The organism is Paenibacillus sp. S150, assembly GCF_019352175.1.
Taxonomy (GTDB): Bacteria; Bacillota; Bacilli; order Paenibacillales; family Paenibacillaceae; genus Paenibacillus_AQ.
This window is the reverse complement of the sequence record NZ_JACBYI010000007.1, coordinates 115,696-141,042: the sequence shown is the minus strand read 5'-3', so window position 1 is coordinate 141,042 and position 25,347 is coordinate 115,696. Positions and strand designations below refer to the sequence as shown.

Sequence of the window (25,347 nt, the reverse complement as noted above, 5' to 3'; positions counted from 1 at the left end):
GAAAGTACGGCTTGAGAGGAGTCTATCACCGCATGAAAAGAAAAGTTACGATATGGGCGGCACTCATTCTGGCAGGAGATTTGCTCTTGGGTACCGTGTCCCCGGCAATAGGCATCGAAACAACACCGGCAGTCTATGCTGCAAGCGAATTTGGGATTAATGCAACTTCACCGGCAGGGGGAGAGACGAACGTAGATGTGGGTGCCTCCATTAAATTAAGCTTTGATCGTACAGTGATTCCGCAGAGTGGAGATATCACTATTACCCCTGCAGGTTCGAGCACACCTTTTACGACTGTGTCTGTAGGCAGCTCGGGGCTGATTGGCAGCTCCAATCAATATGAGATCAAATGGGGCGCAGGCAAGCTGCTAGAGCGCAATAAGAATTATGCGGTTTCTATTCCAAAGGGATTATTCAAGGACAGCACGGGTGCGGAGTCAGCAGCGGCTTCCTGGACCTTTACTACCGCACCGGAGATTAACCAGGCTCTGACAGCCAGTGAATTCTCACCGGCGAACAGCTCTCGGGTGGATGCGGCAGCGCTGACCCAACTAAGCTTTAAGCTTAACAAGAAGCTGCAAAAAGGTGGCGGGTCCGTCAAGCTTATCTCTTCTGCAAACAATTCACTGATTCAGGAGTTCAAGATCAAGGATGGTGAATCCGGGGTTGAGGTACAGGCTGATGCTGTTTCCACCACCGTGAGATTAACCCTGGCGAGTAAGCTGGCAGCCGGAAGTACATATTATGTGTTAATTGATAATTATGCGCTCAAAGATGATGAGAACAGGACCTTTTCAGGGATATCCAGCGGAAGCGTGTGGAGCTTCTCTACGAAGGGGTCCGGAGTAAATGTGACAGTTGCGCCTGCTGGCGGAGCCACTGCTGTCTCTCCCTCCGGCGATATCCAGCTTACCTTTGACCGCCCGATGATGCCGGCTTCCGGAGTGATTACTCTTACACCGGCTTCAGGGAGCACAAGGTATTTCAATGTTAACTCCACAACGGTTACAGGCGGGGGGACCAGAACCATTACACTGGATGCTGCATCAACAGCCGATCCGCTGGCGGGGAATACCTTCTATACGGTATCAGTGCCACAGGGAGCTTTTTATGATCAGGATGGGAATCTCTTTCCTGCCTCGGGGGCGTACACCTGGAGCTTTACAACGACCTCTCAGACGGGGTTTGCCATCGCAGCACTCAGTCCGGCAGACCGCAGTGAATCCGTAGGCCTTAATCCATCCATCAAAATCACGTTTAATCGGGATGCTGTCTGGAACACTGCGATTGCAAATCCGGTAGCCCTCTACAAAGGAGACGGCACAAAGCTGGCCGCAACTTTATCGGCAGGTGCCTCGGCTAAGGAATTTATCGTTACTCCTGCGGCGGCGTTCGAATATAATACAACTTATTATCTGGATATTGCGAACGCTGTCTTCGTCGACTCCATTGACGGCTCTGCTTTTGGCGGATTAAGCGGCAAGAATTCCTGGAGCTTCCAAACGGTTGCTCTGGACAGGACGGCTCCAGTGCTGTCATTGGCGCAGTTGGATAATAACCGCACCATTCGGCTGAAATATGATGAGGCTCTGAATACAGATATCGCACCGCTCTTTTCCAGCTTCACGGTAACAGTAAATAATGAGAAACGTGCGATAGACAGTATCTACGTTCAGGGGGACAGTGTCTATATCACGCTCAGCACAGGGGTAGCGGTTGGGCAGGTGGTAACAGTCAGCTATACGGGCGGCTTGCGAAACATTCAGGATCTGAGCGGGAATCCTGCGGCGACGTTCTCAACGCGCCAGGTCACAAACGGTATTCAATCGGCGCTCCCTACACCCAAAGACGGAACACTGGCCTCCAAGACAGTAGTGCTGAATTTCAACGATATGCTAAATGCAGTCTCGCCTAACGCATACAGCCAGTTTAATGTATATGCGGACGGCTATTCGCTTGGGGTCAGCTCTATTAGCTCAAGTGGAGGTACGATAACCCTTGGCCTCAACAATGCAGCAACAAGCGCCCAGACTGTCAGGGTAGCCTATTATGCGGGCTCTTATCCGGTGCAGGATGTGAATGGCCAGAGCATCGCGAATTTCAGTGATTTCTATATCCGAAACACCGGGGATACGACTGCGCCTCTATTTCAGAGTGCGGCCGGTTCAGGCAACAAAATCGTTCTGACTTATAATGAAGGGATCTCTTCAGCGAGTCTTCCGATGAACAGCCAGTTCTCTGTGCTGGTGGGCAGTACTCCGAATTATGTAACAGCTGTTGCGGCAAGCGGCAATCAAGTGACACTGACACTGCAAACCGCACTTGTGGTTAATCAATACACTACAGTATCATATGTGCCCGGAACGCTTGGAATCAGCGATCTTAACGGCAACCGTGCGGCCTACATTAATTTGCAGCCGTTGGCGGTTTCAGGGAGCAGCGGAACAGCCGTACCGGATATTAATTCTGCATCAGTAACGGGTGATGAGCTTACCGTAACATTCAGCAAAAATATGCAGGCCTCTTCCACGCTGTATGCCAGCCAATTCGGAGTCAGGGCGGACGGCAGCAGTGTTGGGGTACAGTCCTATTATGTCTCCGGCAATATCCTTAGACTAACCTTGTCGAGTGTGGTGAAAGTCGGACAAACCGTTGATTTGTCCTATATGTCCGGTGCGGGTGCGATTACAGATCTCAGTGGTAACTCCCTGTCCTCTTTTACTGCGCTTTCTGTACAGAATTTGACGGGGGCAAGCACTGCGACGGCAGGACGTCCTTCTTATTTGGGCACGCTGGCTGCAGGCGAGTTCGGAAAAGAATACCCACTTCTCCAAAGCGACTCCGCCACTACAGCGGATGACCGATCCATATACAGCCAGTCGGTAAAAAGATACACGTTGACTGCTGACCGTCTGACTGCCAGCTATGATTATCTGTACAAGCTGGGAACTTCCTCTCTGGCGTTTGAAGTGCCTTCAACGGAACCGGCGGCTTATGTGGCTCTGCCGCTCAAGCCGCTGCTGGATGCGGTGAACCGGGATAAGAAGGCGGAAATCCTGTTGCGGTATGGAGACAATCTTTATAAGCTGGGTCTGAATGATGTAGACATGAACAGTCTCGCCGCGGCCCTGATTGCAGACAGCAGCAATATATCCCTGGTCTTGCGGCTGGAGAAGGTTCCTTCAGGAACCTTTACGCCCTTTGAACAAAAGCTTCAGACACAGGGAATGCAGACAATAACCAGTCTAGTGGATGTCCGGTTGACTGCAGCAGTAAGCGCCAATTATTCGAACGCTACCGCACTCAGCGTGCCTGCGGAGTATGCTGTACGCACAACGGCTACGCTGAATAGCAATCAGACCTCAGCGGCCAGATTGGATCTTGCCTACTATGATGCTGCCTATCTTCCTACCAAAATCAGCTCAGCAGGCAGTTATACTGTGATTCGTGCCAGTATGGTAGGCAACCAGGTTGTAGGCACGTTCCTCTCGACCCGCAGTTTTACCGATATGAGCAAGCACTGGAGTTACTCGATAGTATCCCAGCTGGCCGCCAAAAATATTATCGACAGCAGCTACGGCAGCACCTTCAAGCCGGAGCAAAAGATTACGCGGTCTGAGTTCGCTGTGATGCTCAGCCGTGGACTGGGGCTGCTGGGAGACCGGGAGACGGCACAGCGCTTCAGGGATGTGCAGCCTTCAACACAAACGGGTGATTATATTGGCGCAGCGGCCAAGGCAGGTATTATTACCGGAAATACGGATGCAACATTCCGCCCGGATGATAATATCACCCGCGAGCAGATGGCAATTATGATTATCAGGGCTATGGAGTACACCGGAAATCCGATTACACTGAATGGAAGCTCCGCTTCTGCATTGGCTGCCTTCAAGGATCGTTCCAAGATCCAAAGCCAAGCCGCTGAATTTGTGGCTAAGGCTGTACAGCAGGGAATTATCCTGGGCATGACGACTGCTGAATTCCAGCCTCAAGGCAATGCTACCCGGGCTCAAGCTGCGGTTATGCTGCAGCGGATGCTGAACATGGCTGGATATCTATAAGCTTGAATAGCTTTCTTTATAACCATGGTCCCGCGAATGCGGGGCCTTTTTTCGTTCGATAGAGGGCTTCGGGAAGAATTCTATTAGTTTGAATCTAGCAATATTCGCAACTTTTCCTCTCAAATTCAGTCTATTAAAGGTATAACGGGAAACTAGGAACGAGTTCCCAGCCTTTGCAAGATTCTTATATTTTAAAAAAGAGATGGGAGAGTTACGCTGAAATGAATGAAGTTTTCATGGGGAAAAAGAGCGAAGAGCAATTGCGCGGAATGAAAAAGCTTCCGGCAAAAAAATGGATTGCAGCCTCTTTGGCCGGAGTGCTGTGGATCATGCCCGTTCTCGGCAGTGAAGGTATGCCGCAGTTAGGTTCAGGGCCGGCGCCAATCGCACAGGCAGCCTCATCCTTTACCGTAACCAAGCTGGGGGAAGAAGTGATTACCTCAGGTGCTATTATGATGAATTATAAATTTACAACAGCCCGTTCCGGGAAAACGGTGACCGGTCTGGCGAATGTCATCCGCGTAGACCTGAACAATCCTTATGTTTCTCTTGATGTAATGACGGGGAAGGGCGGCAATTTAACTACACGGCAAAGCACCGGCGGAATGGCTGCGGAGACCGGTGCAGTGGCTGCGGTAAACGGCGACTATTTCAATACAGGCGGAGAAGGTGCACCCATTGGTGGTCAGGTGTCCGGAGGGATAGTAGTATCCACACCTTCGCAGCTCGACGGAATGTACGCCTTTGCTGTGACCAAAGACCGCAAGCCCGTGATTGATGAGTATTCATTCGAAGGGCTGGTAACAGCAGAGGATGGAGCGCAGTTTCCGCTCTCCGGTATCAATAAAGGCGCTTACAGCCCGGAAGGCGGCAGCTCGACCTATAGTCATGCCAATGCGGCTTATATCTATACGGATGCCTGGACTGCACTGGACCGGCCAAAAAACAGCTCCACTACACCTACGGAGGTGCTTGTGGAGAATGAAACTATCACCCAGATTTCTGCGGATATGGCATTGCCCATAGCGGTGCCTGAGGGAGCCTATATCCTGCGCACACACGGGCTGGCGGCACAGTTTGTTAAATCCCATCTGGCTGTAGGGCAAAAGCTGAGCAGTGTCTACACCCTGCGCTCCAAAACCACGCAGCAGGTACTCGACCCGGCCAGTCTGCAGATGATGATCGGCGGGCACACCATATTGGTGAATAACGGAAAAGCGGCTACATTTTCGCGCTCCACCTCAAGTATCGGCGGCTACCGGGCCCGCACAGCGCTGGGCTACTCGCAGGACGGACGGTATGTATATGTGATTGCAGTCCAAGATAATGCCAACAGCGAGGGCATGTCACTGACCGAGCTGCAATCCTTCATGACGAATATCGGTGTCTGGAAGGGACTGAATCTGGACGGAGGCGGCTCTACAACCATGGTGGACCGGCCGCTTGCCGAGACCTCGACTACCCTGACCTTCAATACGGAATACGGCACAGAGCAGCGCAGCATCGTCAACGGGCTTGGAGTGTATACCTCGGCTCCGCAAGGGGAAGTGAAAGGGATCAAAATCAGCGGCAGCTCTGTACTGCTGATCGGACAAAAGGCAACCTATTCTTTAAAAGGCTATGATACGTACTACAATCCGGTAGATGTGGCTTCAGGCAACCCTGCATGGACTTCTAGCAACGGCAGTGCAACCGTAAGTGCAGGGGAAGTGACCGGAGTCAAAGCAGGCACAGCTACATTGACAGCTGTCAGCGGTGTTGCCACCGCTACGACGAAGGTTACGGTTCTCGGTGGGGAAGACCTCTCCAGCTTAACGGTGGGTACGGCTACAGCACCGCTTACAGCAGGTGCATCTGTATCTGTACCGGTGACAGCCTTAGCCAAAAATGGAACGTCGCTTACAGTTCCTCCGGCCTCGCTGAAGTGGGAGTTTATCGGCTTCAAGGGCAGTGTGCAGGATGGCAAGCTGACGGTTACGTCGGTGAACGCTGGCGTTACGACAGGATATGCCATCGCCCGTTATGATGGCTTCAGTACTGCGGTTGTATTATCGGCAGCTGCGGCTACCCCATGGGAGAATTTCGAAAATGTAGGTTATCCTATCGCGTTTACCTCAAATGTGAGCAGTGTGACGGGAACTGCGGCAGTCGTGGCCGGGAGTGCCGAAAAAGCCGGCTCCAAGGTACTGCAGCTCAGCTATGATATGACTGCCGGCAGCGGTAAAATGTATGCTTATGCCCAGTTCAACGGGACAAGCGGCAAACAGATTCCGGCAGCGGCAACATCGATGTCACTGGATGTAATGGGAGATATGAGTCTGAACTGGCTGCGGGCCGAGGTGGTGGACGGCAGCGGAACCACTTCATACATCGATCTGGCCAAAGTAATTGACTGGAACGGCTGGAAGAGCCTCAATATTGATTTGTCGAACTCAGGCATCAAATTTCCGGCAGCGCTGAAGCGTGTGTATGTAGTCAATGTGGAGGAGGGCCAGGATGAACGGGCCAAGACAGGAACAGTTGCTTTTGACAACCTGTCCTTCGTAATGCCTTCGCTCTCCAGTGAGGCCGGACTTCCAAAGGGAACCGCCGCAATGAGCATCGGCTCCAAGTCCATAACGGTTAACGGGACAAAGAAGGCGATTGATGTGGCACCGATTGTTAAGGACGGAACAACCTATGTGCCGATAAAGGTTGTCCTGGATGCATTTGGCGGCAGTGCGGCATGGGATCAGAACACCAAGAAAATCATGGTGCTCCGCGGAGCCAAGGCGCTTGATCTGACGGTGAACAAGAAGGAATATGTGCTGAACGGCAAACGTCAAAGTGCGGAAGTAGCGCCTTTAATCCTACAGGGCAGGACTTTAGTACCGCTTAGACTGGTCTCGGAACAGCTCGGATTGACCGTAAAATGGGAACAGAAAACGAAGACCGTAACTATCGAATCGTGATATGGTAATATTAAAGGAAAGCCTTTAATACGATCCGATAGAAATGGGGCAAGCATCCGTGGAATTTCAAGCCGATGCGATAGATCGCGTCATTAAGAATACCATCGACGTGATGGAGAGCAGCAAGTATCAGATATTTGAAATATTGCAGGTTGCACGGGATGAGCTTGTTGCACTCACCAAAGAACTGCAGCGGGTCATGGAAGAAACGGATGAAACATTGCAAAAGGTAGACAAATTGGAGCTGCAGTACCACCGCTCCCGTATCCGGCTGACAGAAGTCAGCCGGGATTTTGTCCGCTATTCAGAGAAGGATATCCGGATCGCTTATGAGAAAGCTACAGAGCTTCAGCTTGAGCTTATGATGACGAGGGAGAGAGAGGCCTATTTGCGGAGCAGGCGCGACGAGCTGCAATTGCGGGTCCGCGGTGTCGAAAATTCGGTCGAGCGTGCCGAATCGATTGGTTCGCAAATGAGCGTTGTTTTGGAATATCTGTCCGGAGAACTAGGACAAGTGACCAGGATTGTCGAATCTGCGAAGAATAGACAGATGATCGGACTGAAAATCATCCTGGCTCAAGAAGAGGAACGGAAGAGAATTGCCCGGGAAATTCATGACGGTCCCGCTCAAATGCTGGCGAATCTAGTCCTAAGGACGGAAATTGTAGAAAGAATGCTGGTAAAGCAGGAATTTGGGCTGGTGCAGGACGAAGTATTAGACTTGAAAGGGCAGGTAAGATACAGTCTGGAAGAAATGCGCAAGGTGATTTTTAATCTGCGTCCGATGGCGCTCGACGATTTGGGACTGATTCCGACACTGAGGAAATACGTGCATGATTATGAGGAAAAGACGAAGATCCGTACCTCTTTTGAAACAAGGGGCAAGGAGCACCGGCTGTCCTCAGCCATGGAGGCAGCGGTATACCGTCTGGTTCAGGAAGCTTTGTCAAATGCGGCAAAGCACGCTTTTCCAAGTTATGTATTGGTGGAGATTACTTACCAGGCTCAGTTGATCAAGATTGTCGTGAAGGATAACGGATTAGGCTTCAATGTGAAAAAAATCAGTGAGCAGGCAAACCGGGAAAGCTTTGGGCTGGTCGGCATGCGGGAACGCGTGGAGCTGCTGGAAGGAAGAATGGAAATACTGTCAGCCGAGAATCAGGGCACAACAATTGTCATTCACATTCCGACGAATGTGGAAAAAGGAAAGGAGTAATGTGATGGAACACCAGAATTCTGGCAAGTCGCCCATAAAGGTTCTTTTGGCCGATGATCATCAGTTGTTTCGTGAAGGGCTTAAGCGGATTTTAAATATGGAGGAAGATATTGAGGTTATTGGAGAATGCGGCGACGGTATTCAGGTGCTTGAATTTTGCAATGAAAACAAACCGGATATCGTACTGATGGACATCAATATGCCGATTGAAAACGGTGTGGAAGCCACACAAAAGCTGCGGGAAATGTTCCCGGATGTCAAAGTTATTATTTTATCTATTCACGATGATGAGAGCTATGTATTTGAGACGCTCCGCAAGGGGGCCAATGGATATTTGCTGAAGGATATGGAGGCGGAATCCCTTATTAATGCCATTCGTTCGGTCTGTGAAGGCCATGCGTTCATTCATCCCAAGGTTACCGGCAAGCTCATTAACCAATTGCGGCGCATGACCTATCTCAATGAGACAGGAGCGATTGCCGAAACTGCGGTTAAAGAGGCGGGGGTCAAATTTGTTGCAGGCGATAATAATCCGTTGACCCGGCGTGAAGCGGAAGTGCTGCGGCTGATGGCGGAAGGCAAGAGCAACAAGATGATTGGTGAATACCTCTTTATCAGTGAAAAAACGGTCAAAAACCATGTCAGCAGCATCCTGCAAAAAATGGAAGTTGACGATCGCACGCAGGCTGTAATCAATTCGATCAAATATGGCTGGGTAACCCTGTGAAGCATGGGTGAAGCTTCAAAACATTACATATAATGGATGCAGCCGCTCTGCTGCATTTAAAGTACTGTTTGAGTCTGCAGCATGTGTCGAATTCTGCATGATACTGGTTTGGAAATATGTACCCGCAAATCATGAATTTGACCCGGCTGTTTATGTGCAAGCAAAATTTATGGAGTATCCGGAAACCCTGAGTTCAACGTAAATGGGAGTCTGCTCTGGGCAGTCACCGACCTTTTATTCCCGGCATATAGTGTCGGTATAAGAGGAGGTGTATCTCCATGGCAGCCCAGTTAATGTGGATAGCGGCCATCTATGTTTTTGCGGTAGTGTTGGTTCATATTCTGCATGGCCGGGAGCAATCCTGGCAGCGCAGCCGGTCTGGCAAACGGCTTCATTACATTCTTATTACCCGTAACCATGAATATGTGTTGGAATGGTACATCAGAGCGCTGGCCTTCCATGCTCTATTGAGCGGAAAGGTGCTGCAGATTACCCTGATGGATGAAGGGTCAAGTGATGGAACGGTGGACATAGCCTCACGGCTTGCCCGAAATGGCTCTGCGCTGGATTTTGCTCCTGCGGCTCCCAACTCTTTGATGGAAGCGGAGCTTAAGCTGCAGCCCGGAATTATAGTGGATTTACGGGAGTCGGGACATTCTTTACCGCTGTCTTTTCTGCAAATGCCGTGGAGCAGGGAATGCAGATCAAAGCGAGGCGAATAATCATAACATATGCAAGCCAGGCAGGAAACGGGTGAAGCACACTCTCCAGAATTGGGAGGGTGTGCTTTTTTGCGTGGTAAGGCTGCAGCGTTGATAAAAAATTCCAGGAGGCGAAAAGGATGCAGGCTGCTGTGTATGGTGTAGAGCTTGGAGGAGAGTGGGAGGTAAGAATTTCAATCAATATGAGTGTAGACTGGGCGTGGTGGGACGGAACAGGGGAGGAACGGGCAGGCTGGAATAACCGATCTGCGGATAAGCTGGTGGTTCTCTCTAACTCGCTTCCCCTCGGTTGGGCAGTGAAGCTGCGGCAGCAATGGGTTTCAACTAGAGCGGCACGGCAATGGCAGAAAGCGGAGTGGGGGATGTACATGGTGAAGGTGCTCAGAGCAGAACTTGGCGAAGAGAAGACAGCCGGGGGGGAGTGGAGCGAAGGCAGATTATATGAAGAAATCTCGGTTTGTGCACTGCTGAAAGAAGCGGAAGAAGCTGCTGTACATAGCGGGAGGGCAGGCGTTATAGAAGGACAGTTCAATTCAGCGGACTTGAAAGAAAAGAGATGCCGATTCTCTCTTGGAGCAGCGGCAGAACAGCTGGCACAGGCACTGGAGGGACGCTCGATGCTCCAGCCCGAAGCGGAAGCGCTTCTTGCCGAGCAGCTTCCGGAATTGGCCGGGCAGTGGCGTGCAGCCGCTCAGCTGGCGCATCTGCAGGGGCGGATGAGGCTGGAGGCCGCTGTGGGTGCAGTTCCTGCGCGCGGTGCCCGCGCGCGCAGGCTTGGCGCAGGCCGGTTCCCTGCGGTCACCGGCCGCCTCGTGCGCGCTGCGGCGCTCCGCCTGCCGCAGCTGCTGCCCCGGCGCGGCGCTGCCGCCCGCCGCGCCGAACCGCGCTGCCTGCGCTGCGGCAGCGCCGCAACCGGCCGCACGGCCTGTGCCGCGTGCGGCCTTGCGGGCTGCGCCTATTGCGAGGCCTGCCTCGCACTCGGGCGCAGCCGGGCATGCGCGCTGCTGCTGCGCAGCGCGGCCTCTCCGGCCGTGCGGTGCACGGCCGGGACTTCCCCCGCCGTGGCGGCACGCCGGTGGGGGCTCAGCGCGGCGCAGGCGGGAGCCGCCGGCGCTGCGCTGGGGTTCCTGGCGGAGCCGCGCCGGCGCTCCGCCGCCTTAAGCCCAGAGCGGTTCCTGCTCTGGGCGGTCACGGGAGCGGGGAAGACGGAGATCACCTTCCCGCTCCTGGAGGCAGTGCTCGCTGCCGGAGGCCGCGCACTCGTAGCGACGCCGCGGCGCGACGTCGTACTGGAGCTGGCGCCGCGGCTTGCCAAGGCTTTCCCGGCGGTGGCACTCGCCGTGCTGTACGGCGGCAGCGCAGACCGCTGGTTATATGGCCGGCTGACCTTGGCCACTACGCATCAGCTGCTGCGCTTCCACCAGAGCTTTGACCTGGTCATCATCGATGAGCTCGATGCCTACCCCTATCATAACGATCCCATGCTGGCTTATGCGGCGGAGCATGCCTGCAGACCCGGAGGGGCGTTCATCTACCTATCCGCCACTCCGCCCAAAGATCTGCAGCGGTTGGCACGCTCAGGCAAGCTGCCGCATGCCAGAGTGCCTGTCCGCTTTCACGGTCATCCGCTGCCGGTACCCTGTCATTTGGCGGCTGCTTCGGTCCAGACTTGCCTGAAGCGCGGGGCTCTGCCCAAGAAGCTGCTTCAGGCACTTCGCAGCTCCTTCGCGCGCAAGGCACAAATCTTTCTGTTTGTGGCGCGGATTGCCCACATCGGCGGTCTTCTGGCTATGCTCCGGCAGAGCTTCCCCGCTGCTGCTATCGAGGGGACCTTCGCCCAGGACCCCCTAAGAGCCGAGAAGGTTGCGGCTTTCCGCAGCCGCGCAATCTCGCTTCTTGTAACCACCACCATTCTCGAACGGGGTGTTACAGTTCCACGCAGCGATGTATTTATTTTGGATGCAGACAGCAGCCTGTTCGACGAGGCCTCACTGGTCCAGATGGCCGGAAGAGCCGGGCGTTCCAGGGAGGACCCGGCCGGAACCGTTTTGTTTCTCTCCCCCCAGTGGACGAGGCCGCAACGGGGAGCGGTCGCACAGATCCGTACAATGAATGCCCTTGCCCGAAGACAGGGATACATACGCAAGGAAGCCAGAGGATGAACTTGATGAACACATGGTTGAAAATTGCCCAGTCCCTGCTCGCACCTTCTGCCTCCGACTGCCCCATATGCGGCAAAAAGTGTCAAGCTTCATCCGAGCTTCCCGGAGTTTGCAAGAGCTGCATGGTCTCCATCCCCTGGATCCGCAATCCGCGCTGCTCCAAATGCGGCCGCCATGTGGGCTGTCCCGATTGCAGCCGCGGCGGTGATCCGGTTCCAATTGTGTGCAACCGCAGTGCAGTGGCCTATACAAGCGTGATGCGCGAACTCCTTGGTCAGTATAAATATCGGGGGGATGAAAGGCTGGCCCCCATCCTGGGGCTGATGCTGGATCAGGCTTATACGATACTCCAAGCTGAGCAGGAGCGGATGAAGCACTATGTACAAGTCCAGCGGCAGCTTCCGGTTTTGAAAAGCAAAGGTACCGGCCGCGCGGGCCTATGGCAAGCCGACCTGCTGGTTCCGGTTCCCGTAAGCGGCTCCCGGCTGGCCGAACGGGGATTTAACCAGGCAGAGCGGCTGGCTGGCGTCCTGTCCGGGAGTAGGGGGATTCCGCAGCTTCCGCTGCTGGTCCGTACCCATCATACCGGCAAACAAAGCTTCAAAAGCCGGGCCGAGCGGTTAGCCGATATGAAGCATGCTTTTGCCGCCAACCCCGATCCGGCAATTGGAGCACAGTTCGCCTGTTGGCTGGATTCACTTGGGCCGCTGATCCGGTCAAGGCCGCTGCAGATTATCATTATTGACGATATTTACACCACAGGAAGCACGGTGCGTGCTTGTGCGGAGACACTTAAGATATTAACCAAGAAGTACAGCTGCATTGCGGAAATATACAGCCTGACCTGGGCACGCTCATAAGGGAAGGTATCCTGAGGCTCAGAGCACGGCTTCGGCCAAGCCATTGGGCCGTTCCTTTGACCAGCCCGGCCGCATTTGCTCAGTTCTTAGAACTCTTCCATGCAGTAAACACGGCGGCTTTCTGAATCTGTAAAAGATAGGGATCAGATTTCATAGTGTTTTTTGTTATAATAATGTAATCTATGACATTCCATAGCCGATACTAATCATAGACGAAGCTCCTGCAATCATGTAATCTAGGAGCATAAGAAGTCTACACGCTGCACAAACTGTTTAGAAGGGAGCCGCTGCTGAAAATGAATCTAGACAATTGTCCAAGATGCGGCCGGTTATACGTCAAAAATATTATGGAACTGTGCCAGCCCTGCGTTAAAGAATTGGAGCACCAGTACGAAGCCTGCGTGAAGTTCTTGCGTGAGAACCGGGGCACCACTATTCAGGAGCTGTCCGATGCAACGGAAATCCCCATCAAGGAAATCACCCGTTTTATTCGCGAAGGCCGAATTTCTATAGCGAATGCCCCCAATATGATGTACCCCTGCGAAGTATGCGGGTCCTTAATCCGGGATGGGCATATGTGCGACAGCTGCCGGACCCGTTTGCGGAAGGATCTCTCGAATGCGGCCAAGGAAAGCGCTGCTGCCGAAACCGCCAAAAAGCCTGGCGAAGGCGCGTATCGGGTTGTCGACAAGCTCCGGGAGTAATTAAATCTGCAAAAAAACGCTTGCAGCTATAAAGAATGTTTCAAACGTGGCCGATAAACTTAGTAAAGATTATCGGCTTTTTTATATCAGAAGGAAGGTGGAAGTTATGAAAATTAACGAGACCGGACGAATTAATCCCATTAACCCATATCAACGCAGTGCTGAGTCGCAAAGGCAGGAACAAATGAAGAAGAGCTCACGCAAGGATGAGGTTTCGATCTCTGATGAAGCGATAAAGCTATTGCAGGCGCAGAAGAGCGGCGAAGTTGACGCTGAACGTGCGAGCAAGATTGAAAGCCTGAAACAGCAAGTTTCCGCAGGCACCTACCAAGTCGACGCAGCTAAGCTCGCAGCCACACTCGCCCCCTACTTCAAGCAATCCTCCGAGAATTAGGTGAATCCATCCATGACACTTACACCATTGTTAGAATCATTGGAACGGCTGGATGAAGCACATGTGCATATGCTTGATCTGGCCGATTCCAAGAAGCAGTCCATTAAGGAAAACAAAGTAGAAGATCTTATCAGAATTCTCAACAAGGAATCCAAGCAATTAAAGCTGATCGAACAGCTGGAGGAAGAGCGGGGGCAAGCGGCATATGCCTTTCTGCAGGGAGTTGGGATAAGGTCCAACCTGAACCTCAACTTAACAGAGCTCTCCCGGCTTGTGTTTGATCTGGAAGACAAACAAAAACTGCTGGATATCCAGAAGAGGCTTTCGGGTACCCTGCAGAAGCTTAAAGAAGCAAATACGCTGAATCAGCAATTGCTGCAACAAGCGCTCTCATATATAGATTTTTCGATTGAAAGCATGTCTTATTATTCTGAGACAGAAGCTACTTATCATCATCCGGCGGGAAAATCAGCCGGGGTGCAACGCCCCGGACTCTTTGATTCTCGGGCCTAATTTGGAGGAGTAAAAGATGACCTCAACATTTCATAGTATAGAAACCGCCAAACGAAGCCTGAACACCCAAACGGCAGCTTTAAATACGACAGGACACAATATATCCAACGCCAATACGGAAGGCTACACCAGACAAGTTGTGAAGATGCAAGCCTCTCTTCCCATGGAAGCCTATGGGTTCCTGCGCTCTGCAGCAGCCGGGCAAATGGGTACCGGTGTTGAATTCACCTCAATTGAACGGATTAGACAGAGCTTTCTGGATGACCAGTTCCGTAATGAGAATTCCAATCTTGGCAGCTGGAGCATCAGATATGACACGCTGGAGAAGCTTGAAGCCATTGTGAATGAGCCGTCAGATACGGGGATTCGCAAGGTTCTGGACAACTTTTGGAGTGCATGGTCCGATCTGAGCCTGGACCCTGAGAACATTACCAACCGCAAGATCGTCAAAGAAACTACACAGGCACTTACCGATGCGATGAATCAGGTCAGCACACAGCTGGATGCATTAACCTCGGACCTCAACAATAATATTACTTTGAAGGCTACGGAGATCAACTCCCTTCTTCAAACGGTTGCAGACCTGAACACCAACATTATGAAGCTGGAAGGTCTTGGAGACAACCCGAATGACCTCCGGGATCAACGGGACTTGGCGATCGATAAACTTTCCAAGCTTGCTAACGTTCAAGTCACCGAACTGAGTGACGGGTACCAAGTGACATTGGGGGGACAGCTGGCAGTAGCAGGGAATCAGGTTACTCCAGTAACTGAGGTCAGCCTGAAGGCGGCGTACGATGGCGGAACGCTTACCGGCGGTGAAGTGTATGGAATGATTATGTCCAGAGATAAATATGTCACTGACTACAAAGCGCAAATGGACCAATTAGCCAATACGGTTGCCAACGGCGATGTTGAGATCACCCTTCCTGCGGGTACTGTGTTGCCTGAAGGCACAGTGCTGAATACCGGAACCAACGGAACGGCGGTCACTTATTCGAATGCAAATAATAACAGAACACTAACGGCTGACACTAAGGTAACGGTAAAAGGCATAAATGGAATCCTTCAATTGGGGTACACCGTAAATGGAACAACTCCTGAAAAAGGACTTGCGCTCTTCACTTCCAAAGACGGAGGAGCCATTACTGCAGGCAACATTACACTGAACCCGGAAATTCAAAAGGACCCTAACAAAATCTCTACCTCCATGCGAGTTGAGAACGCAGGTACTGCCAATGAAAAAGTAGTGGTTGGCAATAATGATATGGCGCTTATTATGGCGGGCTTAAAGACTGCAAAATTTGATTTTGGAGATGCCTTGTCAACGCCAGGAACCGTCGATGATTTCTTCAGCTCCATTGTGGGCCAATTAGGTGTCCAGACACAGGAGGCTGAACGTCAAACGAAGAATGCAGAGCAGCTGACAGATCAAGTGGAGCTGAACAGACAGTCAGTCAGTGGGGTATCGCTCGATGAAGAAATGACGGATCTGATTAAATTTCAGCATGCCTACAGTGCAGCTTCACGGTTTATGACAACCTTTGACGAACTTCTTAACAAGCTGATCAATGGTACAGGCCGAGTAGGCCTCTAAAAATAGCGGAAGGAGGCAAATGAATGTCTATCAGAGTCACCCAAAATATGATGAGCATGCAGACACTCAGCAATTTGAACAGAAATTACCGCAATATGAGTGACATGGAGAACCAGATCTCCAGCGGCCGCAAAATCAATAAGCCTTCCGACGATCCGGTCGGGGTAACTTATGCGCTTCGATACAGAGCAGAGCTTGCTTCCAATGAGCAGTTCCAGACCAATGCCGATTCTGCGGTAAGCTGGCTGGATTACACTGATACAACGATGCAGCAGGCTACAGATGTAATGCAACGGCTTAAAGAGCTGACTGTGCAAGGGGGCAATGGAACCTTGCCGCAATCTGGCTTGGATGCGATTAAGCTTGAGATACAGCAGCTGAAGGAGCAAATGGGCAATATCGGAAATGCCCAAATTAAAGGGAAATACATTTTTAACGGCCAGAATTATAATCAGGTACCCTATGAAATATCCGGCACAGTTACGAATTTTTCTCAGATTGACACCGATACAGGAGCGGTGAAATATGCCATCGGTGACCAGTCTACTTTTCAGGTGAATACAACAGGCAGCGAGTTTTTTGGCAGCTCTACGGATGGAGACAATGTCTTTAAAGTCATGGATGATCTGATTGCCGCGTTAGACAGTGGCGATTACACACAAATCAGTGCCCAGACAGCTAACATCGAATCGAGATCCAACAAAATGCAGTCCTGCCTGTCTGAAGTTGGTGCACGCACAAATCGTGTAGAACTGGTACAGGCTCGCCTGGTTGACCGGGATCTGAATCTGACCAATTTGCAATCGAAAACAGAGGATGCGGACATTGCCGAGCTAATAATAAAATCTACAACTGCACAGACCATCTATGAGTCCGCCTTGAAATCTTCAGCTCAAATATTACAGCCTTCTTTAATGGATTTTATGAGCTAGGCTTGATTCTTTGAAACCGAAATGAGAAGCTATGGACAAGTATACAGTCCATAGCTTCTTTTGTTAGTATTCCGAGGAGGATGATAGAATGACACCAGTTCATGAGCAACGGGAGAATGTTCCAACTTCGACTATACCCGTATATTTGTTCCCGAAAGGCTTGCCAGGTTTTGATCAGCTAAGAGAGTTCACCCTGCAGGAGCATAATGAGGTATTCAGTTTACTAAGTGCTGTGGATCAGCCAGAGGTTAGTTTTATCACTGTCAATCCATTTGATTTTATAACCGACTACGAATTTGCTCTCTCGGATGACACAATATTGGATATAGGAATTGTTAATCGCGACCAAGTTTCTGTTCGTTGTATAGTTACATGGCACAGCGATAGGAAGAATACCACTATTAATTTGTTGGCACCTATTATCTTTAATATCGAGAGTTATAAAGCGAAGCAAATAGTACTGCAGAATACACCTTACACAACGAAACATCCTCTTTGGACTGCACCTGCAAGGGATAATGAAGGCGGTGATTCCTGATGCTGGTGCTTACGCGTAAAAAAGGAGAATCTATTGTAATTCATAATGACATTGTTCTCACGGTACTGTCCGTAGAAGGGGATGTCGTGAAAATGGGTATCACTGCTCCAAGAGATATTGATATCTACCGTAAGGAAATATATGATGCCATTCAGTTAAATAACCAGGTTGCAGTTATGGATTTGGCGGCTATTAAATCTGTCATGTTGGATTTGGATCAAAAAAAAGGCAGTAATTGATGTGAGAAAAATCGACATTCGAGGAAACAATCGGTTACTAAATAAAATAACAGATAGGTATAAACAATGCTCAATTAATTGTCGATATTTATTAAAGAGCAGTGGTTCTTCAGGGCGGCCGACCTGTGGACACTGATACCACAAGGATGTGGGCATAAAACCATTCAGGGAGGAAATAACAAATGATTATCAACCACAATATTCCAGCATTGAATACTCACCGCAACATGGGACTGAACAACGCAGCAGCAAGCAAAAACATGGAGAAGCTGTCTTCCGGTCTGCGGATCAACCGCGCCGCTGACGATGCAGCAGGTCTGTCCATCTCCGAAAAAATGCGCGGTCAAATCCGTGGTTTGGAACAGGCACAACGTAACGTTCAAGACGGTATCTCATTTGCACAGACAGCAGAAGGTGCAATGAACGAAGTATCTTCCATGCTGACCCGCATGAAAGAACTGAACGTACAAAAAGAAAATGGGACTTACAGCGATAGTGATAAATCCAATATTAATGCCGAGCTGAATCAATTGGGTTCGCAGATCGACAGCATCATGACCAAGACGACTTTTAACGGAATTGCTATCACATCTTCAGTTACCGTTCAAGCGGATGATAAGGATTTCACAATCGAAATTAGCGGCGTATCTAGAACTGGTTTCAGTGGTCTGAACTCTTCCAACTCACTTACTTCAATTAGTGATGCAATTGAAAAAGTGGCAACTCAACGTGCCAACCTGGGTGCGGTACAGAACCGTCTGGAATACACATCGAACAACTTGGGAACAACGGTTGAGAACCTGACAGCATCCGAATCCCGTATCCGTGACACCGATATGGCAAAGGAAATGGTTGCTCTGTCGAAGAACAATATCCTGCTGCAAGCATCGCAATCCATGCTGGCACAAGCTAATTCTGCACCGCAAGGGGTATTGTCTCTGCTTCGGTAATTTTTTCTTTGAGTGTTTCGCCAAGGCTCTGCAGTGCAGGGTCTTTTTTTTAATCCTTGTTTCTCAGAGAGAATAAGATTAGAACAATAAAAATAAAGGAGGAGCTATAAACAATAACCTGTGTTCAGACGATAAATAGTGTAGAGCGTTGATTCACCAGGGCGATCGACCTGTGAAGAGCGCTGATACCACAAGGACGTGGGCATAAAACCATTCAGGGAGGAAATAACAAATGATTATCAACCACAATATTCCAGCATTGAATACTCACCGCAACATGGGACTGAACAACGCAGCAGCAAGCAAAAACATGGAGAAGCTGTCTTCCGGTCTGCGGATCAACCGCGCCGCTGACGATGCAGCGGGTCTGTCCATCTCCGAAAAAATGCGCGGTCAAATCCGTGGTCTGGAACAGGCACAACGTAACGTTCAAGACGGTATCTCATTTGCACAGACAGCTGAAGGTGCAATGAACGAAGTATCTTCCATGCTGACCCGCATGAAAGAACTGAACGTACAAAAAGAAAATGGGACTTACAGCGATAGTGATAAATCCAATATTGATGCCGAGCTGGATCAATTGGGTTCGCAGATCGACAGCATCATGACCAAAACAACCTTTAACGGAATTAACATCACTCAATCCTCAGTCACGGTTCAAGCCGATGATAAAGATTTCACGATCACAATTAATGGTGTTGACACATCTGGATTTAATGGTTTGGGATCGACAGATGCACTTAGTGCAATCAGCAGTGCAATTGAGAAAGTAGCAACTCAACGTGCCAACCTGGGTGCGGTACAGAACCGTCTGGAATACACATCGAACAACTTGGGAACAACGGTTGAGAACCTGACAGCATCCGAATCCCGTATACGCGACACCGATATGGCAAAAGAAATGGTTGCTTTGTCGAAGAACAATATCCTGCTGCAGGCATCGCAATCCATGCTGGCACAAGCGAACTCTGCACCACAAGGTGTATTGTCCCTGCTTCGTTAATATCTTTTCCTTGAAGTGTTTTGCCGAAGGCCCTGCAGATGCAGGGCCTTTTTTAATCGTAATTTCTTAGAGGAATAAGATAAAAACCATAAAAATAAGAGATGAGCTATAAACAATAACCTGTGTGCAGACGATAAATAGTGTAGAGTGTTGATTCACTAGGGCGATCGACCTGTGAAGAGCGCTGATACCACAAGGATGTGGGCATAAAACCATTCAGGGAGGAAATAACAAATGATTATCAACCACAATATTCCAGCATTGAATACTCACCGCAATATGGGACTGAACAACGCAGCAGCAAGCAAAAACATGGAGAAGCTGTCTTCCGGTCTGCGGATCAACCGCGCCGCTGACGATGCAGCGGGTCTGTCCATCTCCGAAAAAATGCGCGGTCAAATCCGTGGTCTGGAACAGGCACAACGTAACGTTCAAGACGGTATCTCATTTGCACAGACAGCTGAAGGTGCAATGAACGAAGTATCTTCCATGCTGACCCGCATGAAAGAACTGAACGTACAAAAAGAAAATGGGACTTACAGCGATAGTGATAAATCCAATATTAATGCCGAGCTGAATCAATTGGGTTCGCAGATCGACAGCATCATGACCAAGACGACTTTTAACGGAATTGCTATTACATCCTCGGTTACCATTCAAGCGGATGATAAGGATTTCACAATCGAAATTAGCGGTGTATCTAGAACTGGTTTCAGTAATCTGACAGCTTCCAACTCACTTAGTGATATCAGTGCAGCAATTGAAAAGGTAGCTACCCAACGTGCTAATCTCGGTGCGGTGCAAAACCGTCTAGAGTACACATCCAATAACTTGGGCACTACAGTCGAAAACTTGACAGCATCCGAATCCCGTATCCGTGACACCGATATGGCAAAGGAAATGGTTGCTTTGTCAAAGAACAATATTTTGCTGCAGGCATCGCAATCCATGCTGGCACAAGCAAACTCCGCTCCGCAAGGTGTATTGTCCCTGCTCCGTTAATTTGTTTATTAGATGGTTTCTACGAAGATCCTGCGGATGCAGGGTCTTTTTTTGATTTTCTCTGGATTTCCATAAAGATTTCAACAGGTTAACCCGATATATAAGATAACAGCCATGAATTTTACTTGGACGGACGGCAGGTAAGGGTTAATACTGGGGTGAGTGGGGGGATTAGGTATGGATCCGATGATTTCTAAAAGTTCAGCTGGAAGTACATCAATGCAACTTCATGGTATAGGCAAAAAAGAGGCAAGTGCAAGCATTAGCCTTGTACCGACTCCAGCGCAGGTAAATGTCCAAAGCGCTACTACCATAGATAGTCACAAGTCACAAGAACAAGTGGTTGCAGAGCTACAAAAAGCAATTGATGCAATTCAAGGACCACAAAAGTCACTGGAAATTTCTGTGCATGCGAAAACTCATGCTATCATGATTAAAGTGCTTAACAAAGAGACGGGTGAATTAATACGCGAGGTGCCTCCGGAAAAAATTCTGGATCTGGCAGCTCGTATGATGGAAATAACGGGCATAATTGTTGATAAAAAAATCTAAGGAGGGCTTAGATGGTAACCAGAATAACCGGCTTAGCTTCTGGGATGGATATTGATGCAATGGTGAAAAAACTGATGACGGCTGAAAGTGCGCCGCTCAATAAATTGAACCAGCAAAAGCAACTGATGGAGTGGAAGAGAGAAAATTACCGGGAAACTAGTGTAAAGCTCGTTTCATTTCTTCAAGACAAATTAGATGGTTTAAGCAAAAGCAGTACTATCAGTGCACAGAAAGCTACAGTGACCGGAAATACAAGTGCCGTAAGTGCAAAGGCAACCGCCACAGCCAGCGGCTCTCTGGAGGTCAGGGTAACAACATTAGCTACAGCTGCTAGAGTTTCATCTTCGGCAGCACCGGCCAAGACAGATAGTACGACTGCTGATTGGGGCGCAGTGAAGTTATCCGCGATTACAGGTTCGGGCATTGACGCAAGCAGTACAGATAAAATTTCAGTAACGATAGGCGACGCCAGTATTGAAATTGATCCGCAGACTGAAACTTTATCCTCTTTTGTCACTAAAATAAATGCCAGTACTGCCGGGGTCTCTGCTGTGTATGACTCTGCTACAGGCCAAGTATCTCTGATGAGTAAGGCCACAGGAGCGGCAGGCAACGACATTGAGCTTGGGGGAGACGGAGCTTCAGTATTCACATCCTTGAAACTGTCCAGCAAGCTTCAGGGTGGGGTTGATGCAGAGCTTACAGTCAATGGAATGGCTATTACTAGGTCCTCCAACAGCTTCTCAATGAACGGAGTCGAACTTACACTTAACAGTGTCAGTGGCGGTACTGCCACTAACATAGAAGTAACCAAGGATGTAGATGCATTAGTAACGGCTGTGCAAGGCTTTGTAGATGCTTATAATGAAGTCCTGTCCTTTATGAACAGCAAGGTCAGTGAAGAGAGGTATTCCAAGTATTCACCATTAACTACTGACCAGAAAGCTGACATGACAGATGATGAAATTGAATTATGGACCACCAAGGCTAAAAGCGGGATGCTTAAAAACGACAGTATTCTAAGTTCTGCGATTTCCAGTATGCGAACTGCAATCGTTGAAGGTGTTACGTTATCTGATGGGTCTAAAATTGATTTCACTCAACTTGGAATTACAACAGGAAGTTATGAAACCAAAGGGAAATTAATTCTTAATACTGATAAGCTCAAAACTGCAATAGAGAATAATCCGGAGATTGTCACTAACTTTTTGGGGAATAAATACTCCACTTCTTCGTTAAGTAACACATATACAGCAGAAGATGGTATATTGGCAAGAATGAAGAAAATTTCTAATAGTACACTTGTTAAGCTGGCTGAAACTGCCGGCACATCGAAATATAGTTCAGATCTGACGGCCTCTTTCCTCACTAATAGCACGATGGGAACTAACCTGTTAAGCCTCGACAAAAGAATCAGTGATCTCACTGATAAACTGACGATGAGAGAAACGAATTATTATAAGAAGTTTACTGCTATGGAGACCGCTATAAATAAATACAATAACATATCATCAAGTCTAAGCTTTTAGGTACAAGGGGGAGGCATTTTGATTAACTCACCATATCAGAAATATCAGCAGGCACAAGCACAAACTGCATCCAAGCCCAAGCTTTTGATCATGTTGTATGACGGTGCCATCCGTTTTATAAAGGCAGGGATGGAAGGTATATCTCATAAGGATTATGAAAAGGCGAATAATAATCTCTGCAAAGCCCAAGCGATCATTAACGAGCTGATTTCAGCATTGGACTACAATTATCCCATTTCAAATGATTTGCTCAAAGTCTATGAATACATGCAGCATCGTTTGATTGAATCTAATGTTCATAAGCAAGTAACACAAGCCCAAGAAGTTCTGGAATATCTTCTGGATCTTAGAGAAGCTTGGGTCGAAGCCAGCAAATCTCAAGGTTTGAGCTCGGTGCAGGATGGAAGATAGACATTTTGAACAATTACTCGAGGAATTAAGGGAACTGTCGTCACAAACAGTAAGGGATATTGCTGTTCTGGATACAGACGAATTAGTTGATTTTGTTGAACGGCGGGAAGAAATTGTTGTTGCTATGAAGCCTTACCTTGCCTTGATGTCAGATGCAGCTAAGGAAATTATAAAACAAATGCTGGTTGATGAGAGAGTAATTCTGGACAGGATGTACCAATTGAAGAATGAGGCGGGGGAATGGCTTCAAAATCTTGGGAATGTTCGTGTCCAGCAGAATGCATATCAACAATCTTATTCAATAGACAGCCTATTCATAGATCATCGTAAATAAATTGAATCCTCGCCCATTTTATGGGTGGGGATTTTCGCCTCTAAGAGGTTCATTCTCATTGAAACAAGTCCGATATATAGAATATAAAATAATCCGGAATGGTGGTATCCGAGTGTCATACTTTGAGCAAAATCAGACAGTGTTGAAAAAACGGTTTCCTCATGTAGCGAATAAAATGCTAAACATGGAAACGACAAGTGATGACAAAACTTTATATTCCGAACCACTTGAAAAGGATCACCTATGGTTGGAAGCAGTGGAGGGCTCGGTTGAAGAACGAAAGCTTATTTTCTTATATGGATTTGGACAAGGATTAGGGTTAGTTGATTTGTTAGAAATGTATCCAGATCGAATGTTTTTTGTTTATGAACCTAATGAAGAGAACTTCCGTAAAAGCTTAGAGCAAATAGACTTAGGACTTATTTTAGAGCAGCCCAACTTATTTTTTCTGTCTGTTGGAAAGTCACAATTAAATCCGTTGTTTTATTCCGTGTGTACACATATTAGAAGAGAATTGGCTTTTGTAGCGCTAAGAAATTATTTGGAGAACAGTGCAGACGTGTTGCTGGAAGTGAAAAATGATTTTCGGAAATACTCTGAAAATTTTGATGCTAACAGGCTTACACAGCATAGGTTTCGTAATGACTGGCTTAGGAACAGTATGTTGCAGCTGGCAGGAATGTTAACTACACCAAATATCAAAGAACTGTATAAAGCTTATGAGAACACTACTGCTATTATTATTGCTTCAGGCCCTTCATTGCAAACTGACATTGAGTGGGTAAGGAAAATGAAGCCCCATGCTCTTATCATATGTGCTGGTTCAAGTATCCAAGCCATGGTGAAAAATGGGATTCAGCCGCATTTGACAGCTCTATTAGACGGCAATCCTATTAATAATAGGGTCTTCTCGGATCCTTCTGCCTTAGCTGCTCCTTTTCTGTTCCTATCGTCCTCATATTATGAGATTGGTGATAAGAAAAAACAGGACAAAATTCATGCCATCATTCATAATGACGAAGTTTCACAATACTATCTGGGAATTAGTAAACAACAGGCACAGATCAGGCCGACTTCAACGGTCGCTGGGACGGCTGTTCAGGCAGCAATATGGTTGGGAGCAAAACGAGTTGTACTGATGGGACAGGATTTATCATTTCCTGATGAAAAATATTATGCAGACGGTGTAGGTCACTTTGAGAAGGGGTTTACAGATAGTCAAGTGAAAAACTCTACTTTGACTGTATTAAATGTACAGGGCACCTATAATTCTACTAATGCCTCCTTTCTGGCAATGAAGGAGAGCCTGGAAAGTTTGTTCGGTTCTTACCCGGATGTGGAATTTATAAACTCTACACGTAAAGGTGCAGTTATTGAAGGGACGGTCTGGAAACCTGCTGAAGAAGTATTTGAGATGTTGAGTAAGCAGAGTATTGGTGAGAATGCGATCCGAGATTTAATAAACAAAAATGATTACGCGCCAACTGACAAAGAGTTGCTTGATGTTAGAAACAAAGTATCTGCCTCACTTCGTGATTTAGATTTGATTATGCAGGAATTCAAAAAAATCAGGCAACATATTGGAAAGTTAAGAGAATTAAGCCGTGCTAATCCCAATAAATGTCAACGCACAATCGTAGAGATTGAGAAAATGTGGGGAGAGGTGATTAAGCGTCCGTGGTTCGAGGTGGTCTTTGAGACTCTGATGCCCCTTGAGATTGCTGAATATGATAGAGGTCTTCCCGCTATTGTATCCGAAAAGAATCTTGTGCAAAAGTCCAACTTGATTAATGATGTTCTTGGCACACTTCTGAAAGAAGTTGAAAAAGAAGTTCCCTTCTTAGAAGAAGTATTTGAAGAGGCTCTGCGGAGGCTTGAACTAATCAGCGCTTAAATGTAATTTAATAATTGCGTATAATAGATATAGAGCGCTCAACAGTAGGGAATATG

22 protein-coding genes are annotated in these 25,347 nt (G+C 48.6%); all 22 read left to right on the top strand.

All coding sequences use genetic code 11. The features are described from left to right. Positions 1-32: 32 nt before the first annotated feature. The 22 genes from HYD27_RS09845 to HYD27_RS09740 all read left to right on the top strand — a co-directional run bounded on the left by HYD27_RS09845 (position 33) and on the right by HYD27_RS09740 (position 25,291). Positions 33-4,061 carry an Ig-like domain-containing protein gene (locus tag HYD27_RS09845; RefSeq protein WP_219214278.1) on the top strand — a complete coding sequence of 1,343 codons (4,029 nt, stop codon included), beginning with the start codon at positions 33-35 and terminating at the stop codon, positions 4,059-4,061. Positions 4,062-4,282: 221 nt separating this feature from the next. Next, the gene (locus HYD27_RS09840; protein WP_219214276.1) at positions 4,283-7,012 is read left to right on the top strand and encodes a stalk domain-containing protein; all 2,730 of its coding nucleotides are present in this window, start codon (positions 4,283-4,285) and stop codon (positions 7,010-7,012) included. 58 nt (positions 7,013-7,070) lie between these two features. Then, a complete protein-coding gene (locus tag HYD27_RS09835) occupies positions 7,071-8,228 on the top strand; it encodes a sensor histidine kinase (RefSeq protein ID WP_219214274.1) in 1,158 nt (385 codons plus the stop codon). Positions 8,229-8,232: 4 nt separating this feature from the next. Continuing rightward, positions 8,233-8,955: a response regulator gene (locus tag HYD27_RS09830; protein ID WP_219214272.1), complete on the top strand. Its 723-nt coding sequence runs from the start codon at positions 8,233-8,235 to the stop codon at positions 8,953-8,955. Between the two features lie 278 nt (positions 8,956-9,233). Beyond that, positions 9,234-9,677 carry a glycosyltransferase family A protein gene (locus HYD27_RS09825; protein ID WP_219214270.1) on the top strand — a complete coding sequence of 148 codons (444 nt, stop codon included), beginning with the start codon at positions 9,234-9,236 and terminating at the stop codon, positions 9,675-9,677. A 119-nt stretch (positions 9,678-9,796) separates the two neighbouring features. Further along, positions 9,797-11,839 carry a helicase-related protein gene (locus tag HYD27_RS09820; RefSeq protein WP_219214268.1) on the top strand — a complete coding sequence of 681 codons (2,043 nt, stop codon included), beginning with the start codon at positions 9,797-9,799 and terminating at the stop codon, positions 11,837-11,839. Positions 11,840-11,844: 5 nt separating this feature from the next. Then, complete coding sequence (locus HYD27_RS09815) at positions 11,845-12,699, top strand: ComFC family protein (protein WP_219214266.1); 855 nt, start codon at positions 11,845-11,847, stop codon at positions 12,697-12,699. A gap of 296 nt (positions 12,700-12,995) precedes the next feature. Continuing rightward, positions 12,996-13,403 (top strand): TIGR03826 family flagellar region protein, encoded by a 408-nt coding sequence (locus tag HYD27_RS09810; RefSeq protein ID WP_219214263.1) that lies wholly within the window; start codon positions 12,996-12,998, stop codon positions 13,401-13,403. 106 nt (positions 13,404-13,509) lie between these two features. Further along, a complete protein-coding gene (flgM, locus tag HYD27_RS09805) occupies positions 13,510-13,797 on the top strand; it encodes a flagellar biosynthesis anti-sigma factor FlgM (protein ID WP_219214261.1) in 288 nt (95 codons plus the stop codon). Positions 13,798-13,809: 12 nt separating this feature from the next. Continuing rightward, on the top strand, positions 13,810-14,310 hold the full coding sequence (locus tag HYD27_RS09800; RefSeq protein WP_219214258.1) for a flagellar protein FlgN: 501 nt from the start codon (positions 13,810-13,812) through the stop codon (positions 14,308-14,310). Positions 14,311-14,326: 16 nt separating this feature from the next. Then, positions 14,327-15,907: a flagellar hook-associated protein FlgK gene (flgK, locus tag HYD27_RS09795; RefSeq protein ID WP_219214253.1), complete on the top strand. Its 1,581-nt coding sequence runs from the start codon at positions 14,327-14,329 to the stop codon at positions 15,905-15,907. A 23-nt stretch (positions 15,908-15,930) separates the two neighbouring features. Beyond that, entirely contained in the window at positions 15,931-16,839 is a 909-nt protein-coding gene (flgL, locus tag HYD27_RS09790; protein WP_219214251.1) for a flagellar hook-associated protein FlgL, read from the top strand. Positions 16,840-16,927: 88 nt separating this feature from the next. Beyond that, positions 16,928-17,377, top strand: a complete 450-nt coding sequence (gene fliW / locus HYD27_RS09785; protein WP_219214248.1) for a flagellar assembly protein FliW — start codon at positions 16,928-16,930, stop codon at positions 17,375-17,377. Further along, entirely contained in the window at positions 17,377-17,616 is a 240-nt protein-coding gene (gene csrA / locus HYD27_RS09780) for a carbon storage regulator CsrA (RefSeq protein ID WP_219214246.1), read from the top strand. Before fliW ends, csrA begins: the two co-directional genes overlap by 1 nt. 182 nt (positions 17,617-17,798) lie before the next feature. Then, entirely contained in the window at positions 17,799-18,566 is a 768-nt protein-coding gene (locus HYD27_RS09775; protein WP_219214244.1) for a flagellin N-terminal helical domain-containing protein, read from the top strand. 232 nt (positions 18,567-18,798) lie between these two features. Continuing rightward, the gene (locus tag HYD27_RS09770; RefSeq protein ID WP_219214242.1) at positions 18,799-19,569 is read left to right on the top strand and encodes a flagellin N-terminal helical domain-containing protein; all 771 of its coding nucleotides are present in this window, start codon (positions 18,799-18,801) and stop codon (positions 19,567-19,569) included. Positions 19,570-19,803: 234 nt separating this feature from the next. Further along, complete coding sequence (locus HYD27_RS09765) at positions 19,804-20,571, top strand: flagellin N-terminal helical domain-containing protein (RefSeq protein ID WP_219214240.1); 768 nt, start codon at positions 19,804-19,806, stop codon at positions 20,569-20,571. 177 nt (positions 20,572-20,748) lie between these two features. Next, on the top strand, positions 20,749-21,123 hold the full coding sequence (locus HYD27_RS09760; RefSeq protein WP_219214238.1) for a flagellar protein FlaG: 375 nt from the start codon (positions 20,749-20,751) through the stop codon (positions 21,121-21,123). An 11-nt stretch (positions 21,124-21,134) separates the two neighbouring features. Then, entirely contained in the window at positions 21,135-22,652 is a 1,518-nt protein-coding gene (gene fliD, locus HYD27_RS09755) for a flagellar filament capping protein FliD (protein WP_219214236.1), read from the top strand. 18 nt (positions 22,653-22,670) lie between these two features. Next, complete coding sequence (fliS, locus tag HYD27_RS09750) at positions 22,671-23,063, top strand: flagellar export chaperone FliS (RefSeq protein ID WP_219214232.1); 393 nt, start codon at positions 22,671-22,673, stop codon at positions 23,061-23,063. Continuing rightward, positions 23,053-23,397: a flagellar protein FliT gene (gene fliT / locus HYD27_RS09745; protein ID WP_219214230.1), complete on the top strand. Its 345-nt coding sequence runs from the start codon at positions 23,053-23,055 to the stop codon at positions 23,395-23,397. The genes fliS and fliT overlap by 11 nt, the downstream gene beginning before the upstream one ends. A gap of 112 nt (positions 23,398-23,509) precedes the next feature. Continuing rightward, the gene (locus tag HYD27_RS09740; protein WP_309242044.1) at positions 23,510-25,291 is read left to right on the top strand and encodes a motility associated factor glycosyltransferase family protein; all 1,782 of its coding nucleotides are present in this window, start codon (positions 23,510-23,512) and stop codon (positions 25,289-25,291) included. The last annotated feature ends 56 nt before the right edge of the window (positions 25,292-25,347 follow it).

Bases quoted from the DNA above. Each gene is read 5' to 3' on its own strand.
- HYD27_RS09775 (WP_219214244.1), top strand. From the start codon at position 17,799: ATGATTATCAACCACAATATTCCAGCATTGAATACTCACCGCAACATG.
- fliD (WP_219214236.1), top strand. From the start codon at position 21,135: ATGGTAACCAGAATAACCGGCTTAGCTTCTGGGATGGATATTGATGCA.
- csrA (WP_219214246.1), top strand. From the start codon at position 17,377: ATGCTGGTGCTTACGCGTAAAAAAGGAGAATCTATTGTAATTCATAAT.
- HYD27_RS09840 (WP_219214276.1), top strand. From the start codon at position 4,283: ATGAATGAAGTTTTCATGGGGAAAAAGAGCGAAGAGCAATTGCGCGGA.
- fliW (WP_219214248.1), top strand. From the start codon at position 16,928: ATGACACCAGTTCATGAGCAACGGGAGAATGTTCCAACTTCGACTATA.
- flgL (WP_219214251.1), top strand. From the start codon at position 15,931: ATGTCTATCAGAGTCACCCAAAATATGATGAGCATGCAGACACTCAGC.
- fliT (WP_219214230.1), top strand. From the start codon at position 23,053: ATGGAAGATAGACATTTTGAACAATTACTCGAGGAATTAAGGGAACTG.
- HYD27_RS09825 (WP_219214270.1), top strand. From the start codon at position 9,234: ATGGCAGCCCAGTTAATGTGGATAGCGGCCATCTATGTTTTTGCGGTA.
- HYD27_RS09810 (WP_219214263.1), top strand. From the start codon at position 12,996: ATGAATCTAGACAATTGTCCAAGATGCGGCCGGTTATACGTCAAAAAT.
- HYD27_RS09770 (WP_219214242.1), top strand. From the start codon at position 18,799: ATGATTATCAACCACAATATTCCAGCATTGAATACTCACCGCAACATG.
- HYD27_RS09845 (WP_219214278.1), top strand. From the start codon at position 33: ATGAAAAGAAAAGTTACGATATGGGCGGCACTCATTCTGGCAGGAGAT.
- flgK (WP_219214253.1), top strand. From the start codon at position 14,327: ATGACCTCAACATTTCATAGTATAGAAACCGCCAAACGAAGCCTGAAC.
- HYD27_RS09765 (WP_219214240.1), top strand. From the start codon at position 19,804: ATGATTATCAACCACAATATTCCAGCATTGAATACTCACCGCAATATG.
- HYD27_RS09815 (WP_219214266.1), top strand. From the start codon at position 11,845: ATGAACACATGGTTGAAAATTGCCCAGTCCCTGCTCGCACCTTCTGCC.
- HYD27_RS09800 (WP_219214258.1), top strand. From the start codon at position 13,810: ATGACACTTACACCATTGTTAGAATCATTGGAACGGCTGGATGAAGCA.
- HYD27_RS09830 (WP_219214272.1), top strand. From the start codon at position 8,233: ATGGAACACCAGAATTCTGGCAAGTCGCCCATAAAGGTTCTTTTGGCC.
- HYD27_RS09820 (WP_219214268.1), top strand. From the start codon at position 9,797: ATGCAGGCTGCTGTGTATGGTGTAGAGCTTGGAGGAGAGTGGGAGGTA.
- HYD27_RS09760 (WP_219214238.1), top strand. From the start codon at position 20,749: ATGGATCCGATGATTTCTAAAAGTTCAGCTGGAAGTACATCAATGCAA.
- flgM (WP_219214261.1), top strand. From the start codon at position 13,510: ATGAAAATTAACGAGACCGGACGAATTAATCCCATTAACCCATATCAA.